The 13,546-nt window shown below is 67.8% G+C and carries 14 protein-coding genes; 6 read left to right on the top strand and 8 right to left on the bottom strand.

Annotated features, from left to right (window positions below; translation table 11 throughout):
- The first annotated feature begins 231 nt into the window (after positions 1 to 231).
- From hpnI to WS62_RS24505, 4 genes are all read left to right on the top strand, one after another.
- Positions 232 to 1,479, top strand: coding sequence for a bacteriohopanetetrol glucosamine biosynthesis glycosyltransferase HpnI (hpnI, locus tag WS62_RS24520; RefSeq protein ID WP_066576348.1), 1,248 nt, complete (start codon positions 232 to 234; stop codon positions 1,477 to 1,479).
- Positions 1,480 to 1,570: 91 nt separating this feature from the next.
- Complete coding sequence (locus WS62_RS24515; RefSeq protein WP_197422914.1) at positions 1,571 to 2,551, top strand: HpnL family protein; 981 nt, start codon at positions 1,571 to 1,573, stop codon at positions 2,549 to 2,551.
- 382 nt (positions 2,552 to 2,933) lie between these two features.
- Positions 2,934 to 3,497, top strand: a complete 564-nt coding sequence (locus WS62_RS24510) for a hypothetical protein (RefSeq protein WP_066576345.1) — start codon at positions 2,934 to 2,936, stop codon at positions 3,495 to 3,497.
- Between the two features lie 59 nt (positions 3,498 to 3,556).
- Entirely contained in the window at positions 3,557 to 4,366 is an 810-nt protein-coding gene (locus tag WS62_RS24505) for a hypothetical protein (RefSeq protein WP_066576339.1), read from the top strand.
- A gap of 164 nt (positions 4,367 to 4,530) precedes the next feature.
- Here the strand turns inward: WS62_RS24505 and WS62_RS24500 are convergent, their stop codons facing one another.
- The 4 genes from WS62_RS24500 to WS62_RS24485 form a co-directional block, all read right to left on the bottom strand.
- A complete protein-coding gene (locus WS62_RS24500; protein WP_066576328.1) occupies positions 4,531 to 5,667 on the bottom strand; it encodes a porin in 1,137 nt (378 codons plus the stop codon).
- A gap of 195 nt (positions 5,668 to 5,862) precedes the next feature.
- Positions 5,863 to 6,234 carry a glyoxalase superfamily protein gene (locus WS62_RS24495; protein ID WP_066496177.1) on the bottom strand — a complete coding sequence of 124 codons (372 nt, stop codon included), beginning with the start codon at positions 6,232 to 6,234 and terminating at the stop codon, positions 5,863 to 5,865.
- Between the two features lie 92 nt (positions 6,235 to 6,326).
- Complete coding sequence (locus tag WS62_RS24490; RefSeq protein WP_066495898.1) at positions 6,327 to 7,019, bottom strand: YoaK family protein; 693 nt, start codon at positions 7,017 to 7,019, stop codon at positions 6,327 to 6,329.
- Between the two features lie 17 nt (positions 7,020 to 7,036).
- Positions 7,037 to 7,381 (bottom strand): zinc ribbon domain-containing protein YjdM, encoded by a 345-nt coding sequence (locus WS62_RS24485; RefSeq protein WP_066576327.1) that lies wholly within the window; start codon positions 7,379 to 7,381, stop codon positions 7,037 to 7,039.
- 112 nt (positions 7,382 to 7,493) lie between these two features.
- Here WS62_RS24485 and WS62_RS24480 point away from each other — a divergent pair, with 112 nt between their 5' ends.
- Positions 7,494 to 7,832 (top strand): hypothetical protein, encoded by a 339-nt coding sequence (locus tag WS62_RS24480; RefSeq protein WP_066576322.1) that lies wholly within the window; start codon positions 7,494 to 7,496, stop codon positions 7,830 to 7,832.
- A 180-nt stretch (positions 7,833 to 8,012) separates the two neighbouring features.
- Here WS62_RS24480 and WS62_RS24475 read toward each other — a convergent pair whose 3' ends face one another.
- Together WS62_RS24475 and WS62_RS24470 are read right to left on the bottom strand one after the other, a co-directional pair.
- Positions 8,013 to 8,543 carry a chromate transporter gene (locus WS62_RS24475; protein ID WP_066495904.1) on the bottom strand — a complete coding sequence of 177 codons (531 nt, stop codon included), beginning with the start codon at positions 8,541 to 8,543 and terminating at the stop codon, positions 8,013 to 8,015.
- Complete coding sequence (locus WS62_RS24470) at positions 8,540 to 9,142, bottom strand: chromate transporter (RefSeq protein ID WP_066576320.1); 603 nt, start codon at positions 9,140 to 9,142, stop codon at positions 8,540 to 8,542. The genes WS62_RS24475 and WS62_RS24470 overlap by 4 nt, the downstream gene beginning before the upstream one ends.
- Before the next feature lie 97 nt (positions 9,143 to 9,239).
- On the opposite strand from WS62_RS24470, the gene WS62_RS24465 reads away from it, so the two are divergent.
- Positions 9,240 to 10,121, top strand: coding sequence for a transcriptional regulator GcvA (locus WS62_RS24465; RefSeq protein WP_066576319.1), 882 nt, complete (start codon positions 9,240 to 9,242; stop codon positions 10,119 to 10,121).
- 325 nt (positions 10,122 to 10,446) lie between these two features.
- Here the strand turns inward: WS62_RS24465 and WS62_RS24460 are convergent, their stop codons facing one another.
- Positions 10,447 to 11,754, bottom strand: a complete 1,308-nt coding sequence (locus WS62_RS24460; protein WP_066576317.1) for a solute carrier family 23 protein — start codon at positions 11,752 to 11,754, stop codon at positions 10,447 to 10,449.
- A 559-nt stretch (positions 11,755 to 12,313) separates the two neighbouring features.
- A complete protein-coding gene (gene flgL, locus WS62_RS24455) occupies positions 12,314 to 13,546 on the bottom strand; it encodes a flagellar hook-associated protein FlgL (protein WP_066576314.1) in 1,233 nt (410 codons plus the stop codon).

Below are 13,546 nucleotides of genomic sequence, written 5' to 3'. Positions count from 1 at the left end.
GCGCAAGCGGTGCTCCACGTAACCGAGCGATTGCGGAGTGCGGCCGGATACGGCATGCTGAGCCGGACGTCCGCCCCACACGAACGCCCGGCCTGGCGCCTCCCGACGAGAGTCGCATTCACGCGGAGCTATCAGCTTGTCCTGTCTCGATCTCGCCGCTCGCCGCCACGATCGCTCGAACGATCGCGCGGCAGCCGTTCGCACGCGTCGTCGCATTCGCGAGACCGCACGATGAAGACGCTGGCGTGGCTCGCCGGCACCGTCGCCGCGCTGCTCGCGGCCGAGCTGATCTCGTTCGGCGACGCCGGACATTTCGTCGCGCTGCTCGCCGTATCGCTCGCCGCGCCGTGCGTGCTTGCCGCCGTGTTCGGCTGCGCGTACACGCTGTTCGCGGGCATGCTCACGCAACGCTTTTTCGCACGCGCGCCGCACGAGCCGCGACACTGCCCGCCCGTGACGATCGTCAAGCCGCTGCACGGAACCGAGCAGGCGTTGTTCGCGAACCTCTCGAGCTTTTGCGAGCAGCGCTACGACGGTCCGATCCAGTTCCTGTTCGGCGTGCACGATCGCGACGATCCCGCGCTGCATGCCGTCGATGCACTGCGCCGCGCGTTTCCCGACGCGCACGTGACGATCGTCGCCGACGCGCGCCTGTACGGCCCGAACCGCAAAATCGCGAATCTCGTCAACATGCTGCCCGCCGCCACGCACGACGTGCTGATCTTCGCGGACAGCGACGTGAGCGTCGGCCCCGACTACGTGCGCCATATCGTCGGCGAGCTCGACGAGCCGGGCGTCGGGCTCGTCACCTGCGTCTATCGCGGCCGCCCCGATCCGGGCTTCTGGCCGCGCGTCGAGGCGCTCGTCACCAATCATCAGTTCCTGCCCGGCGTCGTCGCGGGCCTCGCGCTCAAGCTCGCGCGGCCCTGCTTCGGCCAGACGATCGCGATGCGCCGCGCGACGCTCGACGCGATCGGCGGCCTCACGCAGTTCGCACACCATCTCGCCGAGGATCACGCGATCGGCGAAGCCGTGCGCGCGCGCGGTGAGCGGGTCGCCGTGCCACCGTTCGCGGTCGAGCACGGCTGCGTCGAGACGCGCGTCGCACAACTCGCCGCACACGAATTGCGCTGGAGCCGCACGATCCGCGCGGTCGACCCGGGCGGGCATCTCGGCTCGCTGCTCACGCACCCGCTTGCGCTCGCGCTGCTGGGCGTCGTGCTGTCGCACGGCGCCGCGTGGGCGTGGCCGCTCGTGCCCGTCACGCTCGCCGTGCGCATCACCGCGAAATGCATCGTCGATCGCGCGACGAAGCGGCCGGTGCGCGATCTATTGCTGCTGCCGCTCGCGGATCTGATCGCATTCGGCATCTTCGTCGCGAGCTTCTCGTCGTCGCGCGTGATCTGGCGCGGCTTCAGCTTCGACGTCGACCGCGACGGCCGCCTGTGCCCCGCGCCCGAAAAAAGCCCGAACGCCTGATCGGCGCCGCGCGCCCGCAATACTCTTCTTCGTCATGCAAAACGAACCGACCCGACCACGAACCGCCCCTCACGCGACGCTCAACCGACGACTGATAAAACACGCGGGGCGCGTCGCGGCGCTCGCGGGCCTCGCGATCTCGCTCTGGCTCGTCGCGCGCGACAATCCCCACGCGGTGCTCGACCTGATGCGCGCGGCCGGCATCGGGCTCGTCGTCGCGGCCGCTTCGCATCTGCTGCCGATGCTCGCGAACGCGAAGGACTGGCAAACGCTGATCGCGCGGCCGGACCAGCCGAGCCTGCGCGCGATGCTGCGGCTCGTGTGGATTCGCGAGTCGGTAAACGGCCTGCTGCCCGTCGCGCGCATCGGCGGCGAGCTCGTATCGTTCCGCCTGCTGCGCGCGCACGGCCTGACGGCGCCCGCGGCAAGCGCGAGCCTCGTGTCCGACATGCAGCTGACGCTGATCAGCCAGGCGCTGTTCGCGCTCGCGGGCGTCGGCTATCTGCTCACGCGCGCGACATCGGACACGCTGCGCGTCGCCGGCATGTTCGCGTGGGGGCTCGCCGCGCTCGTGCCGCTCCTGATCCTGTTCGCGCTCATTCAGCACGCGAAGCCGTTCGAGCGCGCGATGCACGCGCTCAATCGCGTCGCGGGCGGCCAGCTCGCGTCGCTCGTCGAACGCTCCGCGCAGATCGACGATGCGCTGAAGGCGGTCTGGCGTCGGCGCGGCACCGTCGTGCGCTATCTGTTCTTCTGGCAGCCGCTGCAGCATCTCGCGACGTCGCTCGAGATCTGGCTCGCGCTGCATTTTCTCGGCACGCCCGTGTCGCTCGTCGACGCGCTCGCGATCGAGGCGCTGATCCAGGCGCTCAGCAGCGCCGCGTTCTTCGTGCCGGGCGGGCTCGGCGTGCAGGAAGGCGGCTTCGTGCTGATCGGCGGCGCGCTCGGACTCGATCCGGCGACGTCGCTCGGACTCGCCGGCGCGCGGCGCATCCGCGATCTGCTGATCTTCGTGCCGGGCCTGTTCGCCTGGCAGTTCGCGGAAGCGTCGGTCGCGTCGAGCACCTCGTAGGCGATCGACGCGATTCGTCGCGCAACGCGCGATCGCCGTCACGCCACCTTCAATCTCCGCGTGCATGATCGGGGGCGGCCGTCTCGCATCTCGCATCTCGCATCTCGCATCTCGCGTCGGCGAGCGCGACCGTGCACGCTGCCCAATGCAGGTTCGCGCACCGACGCATCACATCGCACGCCTCAACAATCGCACTGATTGAAGCCGTGCGCGAATCACGGCGAAGCGGAGCCCACGCTGTCGACGGGGCGACGCTTTCCCGCTGCGCCGAATTCGAGTAACGTTTGCGAGCCGTTGGCGGAATCGAGGACCGCCGGATCGTGACGGACAATCGATCACGCTCCACAACCACTACAAGATTTCACAACAAAAAGGAGAGGGCATGCGATGGCAATACCCAACCGCGGCCGCGCTCGCGATCGCCGCATTCGTGTGGGCCTGCGCGCGGATCGTGTCGACCGATGCGGCGCCCGCCGCCGCGCCGGCTGAGCAAACGGCATCGACCACTCCCGCCGCGCAGGCGAACGCATTCACCATCGCGTCATCGGCGACGCCACGCCCCGCGCCGCCGCCGCTTCCCCCTCGCGTCACCGAGTACATCGCGCACGAATACGCGGATTCGGCCGTCACGCGCGAGGCGCTCACGCAGATCGCATACGGCTGGAGCGAAGCCGTCAACGACGTCCATGATCCGGGCGACGCAAAGTTGGCAGGCGACGCGATCGCGAAAGGCATCGCGTGCGCGCTGAGCGCACGCGTGCTCGTGAAAGCGGGCGTCGACCAGCAGACGATGCTCGACCGGATCAAGATCACGCGCGCGATCATGCTCGACACCGAAGCCGACACGCTCGCGTACATCCGCTTCCAGTCGCTTGCGGGCGGCCAGTTCTACGACGATCCCGGCCCCGCATCGTGCGGCTTCAATCCGACGTCCATGCCGAATTGAGCTTACCGACGCTGTAGCGCTTCAACCACCACCGGAGGGAACCATCGATGAAAAAGTCAGTGACACTGATGATTGCCGGCGCGCTGGTCGCGTTGCCCTACTCGACGAGCCCGAGCGCCGCGCAGACGACGGCCGCCGCGACTGCCGCGCCCGGTTCCGCGATCGTGTTCGTCAACGGCATCAACAACACGTTCGACGATGCGATCGCGAGCCTGCAGGTGCTGAAGAACGAGCTGAACGCGCGGGACACGAGCAATGCGTACGTGTACGGCAACGCGTACAACGCGACGCAAGGCATGTTCAACGACTTGTGGCAGGTATTCAAGCAGAAATCGGTCGAAGGCGCGAGCCCGGCGGATTTCTGGCGTGCGATCGACGGCGGCACGATTCCGGCGGGCGGCATGGACACGGCGCTGCAACAGAAATACATCGACATCCTGACGAAAAGCGAGATTCCCGAGCTGCCGGATCATCTGAACCGGTACCGCACGTATCTGCAGCAGAACCGCAAGGTCGTGCTCGTCGGCCACTCGCAGGGCACGCTGTACGCAAATTTCGAGACGAACCTGCTGATCACGGGACCGGAGCGCGCGCAAGGCAAGATCAGCTCGGTGAACGTCGGCAATGCGGCGCGCTATCTGCTGCCGGGCTCGAGCTATCTGACGTCGTCGTCGGACACGGTGATCGGCAGCCTCGGCCTCGTGCAGACGGTGTTGCCGTCGAATTTTTCGCTCGGCATGCATCTGGGCACCGATCCGCTCGGCCATTCGTTCACGAAGATCTACATGAATCAATCGTTCACGGCGGCCAAGCAGATCCTCACACAGGTGTCGCAGCAGGCGGGCAGCGCGGTGAGCGCCGCGCGTTGAGCCGGCACGGCGTGACGGCGCGCGCGGCGATGCGTGCGCTGCCTCGGGCATACGCGTGATGCGGACGCCGCGCATCGATGCCGAAGCGCGAAACGCCGGGACACGTCAACGACAAGGCCCGCTCGCGCGGGCCTTTTCACTGGATCTGCGCGACGTCGGGCCGCTCAGAAGATGTTGCGCAAGCCGATCGCGACGCCCGTCTGGTTGCTGCGGCCCGGCAGTTCGACCGTCGCCGCGCCGTTCACCTTGTTGAAGTCGACGGTGCCGTAGATCTCGGTGCGCTTCGACAGCGCGTACTCGACGAGGCCGACGACCGTGTAGCGGTTGCCGCTGTCGAGCTGGCCGTTCGCGACCGTCGCGTTGCGCATCCGATCATAGTAGAACGCGCCCGTGAGCGTGAGCGCGGGCGTCGCCTGCCAGCTCGCGCCGGCAAACGGACCGTCGTCGATCCGGCCCGTGCGCTTCGGCGCGCCGTTCGTGAAGAGGCCCGGCTGCTGCGCGAGCAGCGAGTCGACGAAGCCCGTGTCGTCCTTCGAATGCAGATAGCCCGCATAGATCTTCGCCTTGCTGAACGCATAGACGACGTTCGCGTGATAGATCGTCTGCTTGCGATTCGAGTTGTCGCTGTTCTGCTGGACGCCCGCCGCGACGCTGACGGGCCCGGCGACATACGACAGCGAGAAGCCGTACATGTTGCCCGCGCCCGTGTGGCCGGGGATCTGGCCGGAGAAGCCGCCCGCGCCCGTCGACGATGTCGAGTCGGTGCCGAACGAGTACATCGCGCCGATCGTCAGGCCGCCGAACGTGCCGCGGTACTTGACCGAGTTGTCCGTGTACAGGCCCGCGCCGAGCGCAACCGGCAGCCACGCGTTCTCCAGATAGTTGCCGACCGTCAGCGGATCGTACGTGTCGCTCAGCAGATCGAACAGCACCGTCTTCTGGCGGCCGAGCGTCACGGTTCCGTACTGGCTCGACAGGCCGACGTATGCGGCGCGATTGAAGATGCGCTTGCTGTCCGAGAACGAGCCGTCCTGCAAATTGACGCCGCTTTCGAGGTTGAAGATCGCCTTCAGGCCTCCGCCCAGGTCTTCGCTGCCGTGCAGGCCGATGCGGCTGTTGGTGATCGCGCCGTTCGTCATGAAAAAGCGCCCGTCGTTCTGCGCGTTCGAGTTGCTCAGATAGCGCAGGCTCACATCCGCGACACCCCAGAGCGTCACCGAACTCTGCGCCGTCGCCTGCTGGCTTGCGATCGCCAGCGTCATCCCTCCTACCAGTCCCGCAATCTTGGTGGTTTGCTTCATGAGCTTTCCTTTATGAATTGTCTCCATCTCTTCTCCGGCCACGGCCGCGGCCGACTCCGCCGCGCATACGTGCCGCGTGCGGCGAGCCCACGAATCATATGACGATGTAAGCTCTGTAAAAAAATAAACGCCGCGAGAATCGCGGCGTTGTAGTCGTGGCGCAACGGTGCGCGCCGGCCAACGGCGTTCGGGTGCTCAGGCGCCCTGCGCGTCGCGCTCGCAAAAGCGCAAGCGGTTGCCGAACGGATCGGCGATCTGCATCACCCGCCCCCAGTCGTATCGCTCGATCCCCGGGCGCGCATACGGATAGCGCTTGGCGTTCAGCTCGGCGGAGAGCGCGTCGATGCCTTCGAGCGGCACGAAGACGGTCGAGCCCGGCGTCGCGTCGCCGTGATGCTCGCTCAGATGCAGGATCAGATCGCCGCGCCGCACTTCGGCGTAAAGCGGCAGGCCGGGCTCGAAGCGATGCTCCCATGCGACCGCGAAGCCCAGGAAATCGACGTAGAACTCCCTTGCCTTCTGCTCGGAGAAGATGCGCAGCACCGGAATCGCGGAAGAAAACTGCATGGATGCGCCCTCGCTATCGTTGTTGTTCGATGCATTCGATGCGTTCAATGCATTCGATGGATTCGCCACGCCGAGCATCCCGCGCGGCGGCGTCAATCGCGTTGCACGGCGACACCCGCATCGTAGCGCGCGCGCCGGACGATTTCAGCGAACGCCGCGACGAGCAGCAGCACCGCTCCCCACAACGCGCCGTCGCCGATCGTGCGCGTGACGAAGCCGCCCAGCACCGCGCCCGCGAGAAAGCAGAAACTGATCACCGCGAGAAGGCCCGAGTCGTGCAGCGCGAGCGCGTCGTAGCGCGGGATCAGGCCGGCGAACAGCAGTTGCGCGGCACGCCGCAGGTTGCCCGTCGTCATCACCGACGTGTACGACAGATCCTCGAGATGCGTGAACGACAGCGTCTGCAGCGTCGCGGCGAACGAGATGCCCGGAATCAGCCACGCACTCGACATCGCGGGCCAGCCGCTCGACGCGAACGCGAGAAAAACGATCTCGACGATCAGGCTGATGAACGCGGTGTGCCGAATCCAGCCCTTCTGCGCGGCGAGGCCGAGCGTATGCGCGACGAACACCGCGATCACGAACCCGACGAGCGGCGGCACGTGGTGCAGCGCCTGCGCCCAGTCGCCTGCCGACAGGTTGATCCCGAGCAGCGCGACGTTGCCCGTCATCGTGTTCGCGAATACGTGGCCGTGGCCGACGTACGTGTACGCGTCGAGATAGCCGCCCGACAGCGTGAGCAGCGACGCAACCGTCAGGTTGCGGCTTGCGGCGTCGAGATTCATCGTCCGTCGCGCGCCGCTCAGACCTTCTTCAGATAGCACGCCTTCAGCATGAAGTTGCCGGCGTCCATCTTGCAGTCGACTTCGTGATCGCCGCCGACGAGCCGGATGCTCTTCACCTTCGTGCCCATCTTCAGCGTGATCGACGAACCCTTCACTTTCAGGTCCTTGATCAGCACGACCGCATCGCCGTCGGCGAGCACGTTGCCGTTCGCGTCCTTCACGACGGCGGACGCGTCGTCATCGGCGGCGCCCGCCTCGCCCGCGATCGGCCATTCGTGCCCGCAGTCCGCGCAAATATAATGTTCGCCGTCCGGATACGTGTTTTCCATTGCGCATTGTGGGCAGGCGGGAAGCGTCGACATGGTGTTGCAGCCTTGTTTGCAGTTGATCGAATGCGTGAAAGTATACTCGCCCGCTTGTACACGCCGCCCACACCCGGCGATCCGTCTCACGATTCACTGCATCCGCCTTGCCATGACAGCCGCCAAATTCTTCCTGCGCTACACCGCCGTGCCGTTCGTCGCGATCGTGCTCGTCGTTGTGTGGGCGTTCAACCGCGAATCGGACGAAATCGATGCGCGCCAGTACGCGGCGCTCGTCGCCGCCTATCCCGGCTTCACGCCGGATCTCCAGGACGAAGTGAACCGCGCGATGCGCGACGGCAAGCTTGCGAAGTCCGATTACTCGTCGATCGTGCGCGATTCGCTCAACCACGGCTACTTGCTCGACTGGTCGTCGACAGGCACCGATCTGAACACCGAGCGGGGCAAGCTGCTCGGTCTCGTGAAGAACAACGCGCACGCGGCCGACTGACGTTCGCCCGGCAATCGGGCACGTGCTCGGCGCGCACGAGCGGCGGCGGACTCAGCGGCAGACTCAGCGGCAGACTCAGCGGCAGACTCAGCGGCGGCGCTCACGCGGCCCCGGCGTCGACGCGCAAGCATTCGCGCCCGTCTTGCCGCGCGATGCGCGCCGCGCGCCGCCGCGGCCCGCCTACGCGAAGTGACCGCCGACGAGCCCGGCGAGCGCGCCGCCCGCGAGCAGCCACAGCGGATGCACGCGGGTGCGATACGCGAGCACCGCGACCGCCGCCGTGATTCCCCATTGCAGCGCCGACCGGTTCGACGCCTCGGAGATCAGCACCGCGCTCGCGACGACGAGGCCCGCGGTGACGGGCATCATCCCCTGCTGCACGTAGCGCCGCCACGGCTTGTCCTTGAAGCGCTCCCACGCGTGCAGCGCGAGCATCGTCACGATCGACGACGGCCCGAACTTCGCGAGCGACGACACGAGCAGGCCGGGCCAGCTCGCGACGTGCCAGCCGACGAGCGGCACGATCATCATGTTCGGCCCCGGCGCCGCCTGCGCGAGCGCGAAGAGCGCGGTGAACGCCTGCGCGCTCATCCAGTGATGGACATCGACGACCTGGCGCTGCATCTCGGGCAGGATCGTGTTGCCGCCGCCGAACGCGAGCAGCGATAGCTGGCCGAAGATCACCGCGAGCGCGGCAAGTGTGTCGCTCATCGCCGCACGCCCCGCGCGCTCGTGTTCGCCCCGCGCGGCGCGCGCGATGCGAGCCAGATGCTCACCGGCGTCAGCACGAGCATCGTCGGCAACAGCGGCGCGCGCAGCACCGCGATCGCGACGAACGCGAGCGCCGCGACACACGCGGCCATGCGCGTGTGTCGCAGCGGCTTCGCGACCTTCACCGCCATCGCGACGAGGAGGCCCGCCGCGGCCGCCGCGAGGCCGCCGAACAGATGATGGACACTCGGATTCTGCTGCGTCTTCGCATACAGCACGCCAAGCCCGATGACGACGAGCGTCGGCCCCGCGACGAGGCCGAGCAGGCCCGCGATCGCGCCCGGCACGCCGCGAAACTTCATGCCGACCGCGACCGACAGGTTGATCACGTTGCCGCCCGGCAAAAACTGGCAGAGGCCGAGCAGATCGGTGAACGCGTCGGCGGTCAGCCAGCGGCGCTCCTCGACGAGCGCGCGGCGCGCAAACGGCAGCGCGCCGCCGAACGACATCAGCCCGAGACCGAGGAAACCGACGAACAGATCGACGATGCGGACGTCGACCGCGTGTTCGCCGCCGGCGGGTTCGGAACAAGATTGCATGGGAGTCCTCGCAATTTTCACGAGCCGAGATTACGCCCGTTCGCCGTGGGCTCCAAACGATTTTATCGGCGCAGCTTTGTGATCTAGAATCACAAGCATGGCACGCGATCTCCCACCATTTCCTGCACTGAAGGCCTTCGAGGCAGCCGCAAGACACGAAAGCTTCAGCGCCGCGGGCGAGGAGCTGCATGTGACCCACGGTGCCATCAGCCGGCAGATCGCCGCGTTCGAGGCGTGGCTCGGCAAGCCGGTGTTCCACCGGCACGGCAAGCGGGTGAAGCTCACCGACGAAGGCCGCCGCTATCTCGCGACCGTCGAGGCGGCGTTCGACAGCATCGCGCACGCGACCGAGCAGTTGCGCGAGACGGGCGCCGCGCGCGTGCTGCGCATCAACGCGCTGCCGACATTCGCAATGAAATGGCTGCTGCCGCGCCTGTCGCGGTTCCAGCGCGAGGCGCCGAACGTCGAGCTGAAGCTGTCGACGTCGAATGCGCCGCTCGGCTCGCTCGACGGCTTCGACGTTGCGATCCGGCGCGGCCCCGGCCGCTGGCCGAACTGCGCGAGCGGCCGGTTCCTCGACGAAAGCATGATTCCCGTGTGCAGTCCGGCGCTCCTGAAGCGCGCGCCGATCGCGAGCGCGGACGATCTCGCGCGCCACGTGCTGCTGCATTCGGATACGCGCCCCGACGCGTGGCGCGAGTGGTTCGCCGCGGCGGGCACGCCGATGAAGGGCCGCAAGAAGCAGTCGTTCGACCACTTCTATCTCGCGCTGCAGGCGGCAGTGGACGGCCTCGGCGTCGCGCTCGGGCCGCTGCCGCTCATCGCCGACGAACTCGCGAGCGGCCGGCTCGTGACGCCGCTGCCGGGCCCGCGAATCGCGACGCGCAGCTACTGGTGGATCGCGCCGCGCGAGACGGCGGGCGAGGCGCTCGTCGGCCGGTTCTGTGCGTGGCTCGAAGCGCAGGCTCACGGCGGCTGAATATCCGGGCGGGCGTCGGGTCGAGAGGGTCGACCGGACGACCGGTTGCTACGCGACGCGCCGCGCCGATCGAGCGCGCAACGAACGCCGTGCGATCGCACCACCCGCCGCACTTTGACCGCCGCACTTTGACCGCCGCACTTTGACCGCCGCACTTTGACCGCCGCACTTTGACCGCCGCACTTTGACCGCCGCACTTCGACCGCCGCACGCCGACCGCCGCGCCTCGACCGCCCCGCGCCTCGACCTCTGTACTCCGCCCCCGCACGCCGACCGCCGCGCCTCGATCAACTCCCGCCACGCCTCGCCTCCGAGCCGCCGTCGCTCACACCATCGGCCCCGGCTCCTTCTCCTTGCGCAGCAGTGCATAGAGCAGGATCGCGCCGAACGTCGCGGTGCCGATCCCGCCGAGCGCGAAGCCGCCGAACTTCAGCGAGAAGTCGCCCGCGCCGAGCACGAGCGTGACGGCCGCGACGATCAGATTCCGGTTGTCCGAGAAGTCGACGCGGTTCACGACCCAGATCCGCGCGCCCGTCACCGCAATGAGGCCGAACACGACGATCGACACGCCGCCCAGCACCGGCCCCGGAATCGTTTGGATCACCGCGCCGAACTTCGGCGAAAAGCCGAGCACGATCGCGATCAGCGCGGCCGCGACGAACACGAGCGTCGAGTAGATCCGCGTGACCGCCATCACGCCGATGTTCTCCGCATACGTCGTCACGCCCGTGCCGCCCATGCTGCCCGACACGATCGTCGCGAGCCCGTCGCCGACGAACGCGCGGCCGACGTAGCGATTGAGATTGCGGCCCGTCATCGCGCTCACCGCCTTGATGTGGCCGAGATTCTCGGCGACGAGGATCACCGCCACGGGCGCGATCAGCAGCATCGCGTGCGGATCGAACACCGGCCGATGGAACGTCGGCACGCCGAACCACGCGGCGTTCGCGACGCTCGCGAAATCGATCGGCTTGCCGAGCCCCATGCCGTTCGTGAGCGCCGCGTAGATCGCATAGGCGATCAGCACGCCGACGAGAATCAGAAGCCGCTGCAGCATTGCGCGCGCGAACACCGCGACGCCGCCGACGCAGAGCACGGTCACGAGCGCGAGCGTCGAATCGAACGTCGACGCGGAGACGCTCTTCACCGCGATCGGCGCGAGGTTGAGCCCGATCACCGCGACGATCGATCCCGTGACGACGGGCGGCATCAGCGCCTCGATCCAGCGGGTGCCGATCGCCGACACGACGACGCCGATCAGCGCATAGACGACGCCGCACGCGACGATCCCGCCGAGCGCAACGGGCACGTTCGGGTTCGCGCCGCCGCCGCCGTAGCCCGTCACCGCGATCACGAGGCCGATGAACGCGAAGCTCGAGCCGAGATAGCTCGGCACGCGGCCGCCGACGAGCACGAAGAAGAGCAACGTGCCGATCCCGGACATCAGGATGCAGAGGTTCGGATCGAAGCCCATCAGGAGCGGCGCGAGCACGGTCGAGCCGAACATCGCGACGACGTGCTGCACGCCCATCGCAAACGTCTGCGGCCACGGCAGGCGCTCGTCGGGGGCGACGACGCGGGCCGCGTCGTCGCGCGGCTGCGCGCGCCACCGCGGGAAATAGGAATCGGCCATCGCGGGATTCTCCTTGTAGTCTGGATTGAGGCGCGCGCGACGGCGCGTCGAGGCAAAATCAGGCGCGAGTGTACGAAGCGGGAATCGCGCTGACAAGCGGCGCGCAAAAACGGCCGCCGCGCGGCATGCGCGCGGACAGGAAACGCAAGGAACGGGAAAGGCAACGCGCGCGGATGCGGCGAAGGCGGCCCGCGTCGAAGGCAGCAGGCGGGACGCGGGCAAAGAGGCGGATGCATCGGGCGCGCGGCCGGCGCCGACGTGCGCCGAGGATACGCGAGCCGGCGCAGTCGCGTCCGAAGCGGTCATGCGGCTCATGCAGCCGATGCGGTCCGCACGGTCGCGGCGACAAGGCCATTCGGCGACTTGCCGTCCCGACGCATCCGGCATGGCGCCCGCGCCCGCAAACTCGACTGCAACGAAGCCGCGCCCGAAAGCAAAACGGGCGGCCCGCGCCGCCCGCTTCACCGCACAAGGCTCGCCGCGGACGGCGCAGCCGCCGCCGAGCGCGATGCGATTCGCCTGGACATCACCGCCGAATCGCGAGCGCAGGCCGCGATGCTTACGGATTCAGATACTGGAACAGCGACAGATTCTGCATCTGCACGAACGCCTTTTGCGCGGCGCTCAGCGAATTCTGCAGTTGCAGGAACTGGCTGATCGCGGCCGGCAGGTTCGTATCGGTCAGGTTCGACAGGCTGTTCGCCGTCTGAAGCGAATTCGTCGTCGTCACCGACTGCATCGCCTTCACTTCCTGCAGGCGGCCGCCGACCGATGCCTGCACGGTCAGCACGTTCGTCATCGTGTTCATCAGCTTCGTCGACGCGGTGGCCATCGTGTTCGTCAGCGCGGTCGACGCGGTCGAACTGTTGCCGACGGGCGTCTTCAGCGCGGCAATCACCGTGTCGAGCGTCGCGAACACGTCGGTGCCCGCCTGCGGCGCGGGCGTCACCGTGAACGTGTCGCCCGCCGCCGGCGTGCCCGACACCGCGACCGTCTGCCCGCCGAGATTGATCGCCACGCCCGCCGAGTACGGCTGCGCGGTGGTCGTCGTCGGCGGCGCGACCGTGTTGTCGGTCACCGTGTAGGTCGGCGCCGCCGCCGTGCCGCCGAACGTGATCGTGAACTGGTGCGTGTTGGTCGGATCGGACGGATTCGCGATGCTGACCGCGCCGATCGTGCCCGTGCCCGTGTTGCTCGCGCCTGCGGCCGGCACGGGCAGGCTGCCGAGGAACGGCACCGACGTGAACACGCTCGCGCCGTTGTCGCCCTGCGAGATCGTGCGCGTGTCGGCGATCTGCACGGTCCGCGCGCCGTAGTCGCCGGCGTACGTGACGCCGCCGCCCGGCTTGTTCGAGAACGGCTGCGTCGTCGGCTGGAAGCCCGAGAACAGGTAGTTGCCGGCGCCGTCCGCTGTGTTCGCGAGTGTGAGCAGGTGGTCGCGCGAGCCCTGGATCTGCTCGGCGAGCGCCGCGCGGTCGCTGTCGGACAGCCCGCCGTCGCCCGCGTGCAAGATCGCCTGATACGCGGCGTTGAGCACGTCGTTTACGCTCGTGAGCGTCGTGCTCTCGGTCTGCAGTGCGGTCAGGACGACAGACTGGTTCGACGTGTACTGCGCAAGCGTCGCCGACGTCGCCGACAGCTGGACCGCCTGCGCGGCCGCGAGCGGATTGTCGGCGGGCGTCGTCAGGCTGACGCCGCTCGACACCTGCTGGTAGAGCTGAGCGATCTGCGCCTGCTGGTCGTTCATCATGTCGACGTTCAGGCTGTAGAGCTGAGAGCTGGAAATGCGCAT

The organism is Burkholderia sp. ABCPW 14 (assembly GCF_001523835.1).
Lineage (GTDB): Bacteria > Pseudomonadota > Gammaproteobacteria > Burkholderiales > Burkholderiaceae > Burkholderia > Burkholderia mayonis.
The sequence above is the reverse complement of the archived record's forward strand: the minus strand, read 5'-3'. Positions and strand labels throughout refer to the sequence as shown.

Coding starts and splice junctions, on each gene's coding strand:
- WS62_RS24485 (WP_066576327.1), bottom strand. CDS start 7,381: ATGTCGACGCTTCCCGCCTGCCCACAATGCGCAATGGAAAACACGTAT.
- WS62_RS24465 (WP_066576319.1), top strand. CDS start 9,240: ATGGCACGCGATCTCCCACCATTTCCTGCACTGAAGGCCTTCGAGGCA.
- WS62_RS24475 (WP_066495904.1), bottom strand. CDS start 8,543: ATGAGCGACACACTTGCCGCGCTCGCGGTGATCTTCGGCCAGCTATCG.
- WS62_RS24500 (WP_066576328.1), bottom strand. CDS start 5,667: ATGAAGCAAACCACCAAGATTGCGGGACTGGTAGGAGGGATGACGCTG.
- WS62_RS24480 (WP_066576322.1), top strand. CDS start 7,494: ATGACAGCCGCCAAATTCTTCCTGCGCTACACCGCCGTGCCGTTCGTC.
- WS62_RS24490 (WP_066495898.1), bottom strand. CDS start 7,019: ATGAATCTCGACGCCGCAAGCCGCAACCTGACGGTTGCGTCGCTGCTC.
- flgL (WP_066576314.1), bottom strand. CDS start 13,546: ATGCGCATTTCCAGCTCTCAGCTCTACAGCCTGAACGTCGACATGATG.
- WS62_RS24460 (WP_066576317.1), bottom strand. CDS start 11,754: ATGGCCGATTCCTATTTCCCGCGGTGGCGCGCGCAGCCGCGCGACGAC.
- WS62_RS24470 (WP_066576320.1), bottom strand. CDS start 9,142: ATGCAATCTTGTTCCGAACCCGCCGGCGGCGAACACGCGGTCGACGTC.
- hpnI (WP_066576348.1), top strand. CDS start 232: ATGAAGACGCTGGCGTGGCTCGCCGGCACCGTCGCCGCGCTGCTCGCG.
- WS62_RS24495 (WP_066496177.1), bottom strand. CDS start 6,234: ATGCAGTTTTCTTCCGCGATTCCGGTGCTGCGCATCTTCTCCGAGCAG.
- WS62_RS24510 (WP_066576345.1), top strand. CDS start 2,934: ATGCGATGGCAATACCCAACCGCGGCCGCGCTCGCGATCGCCGCATTC.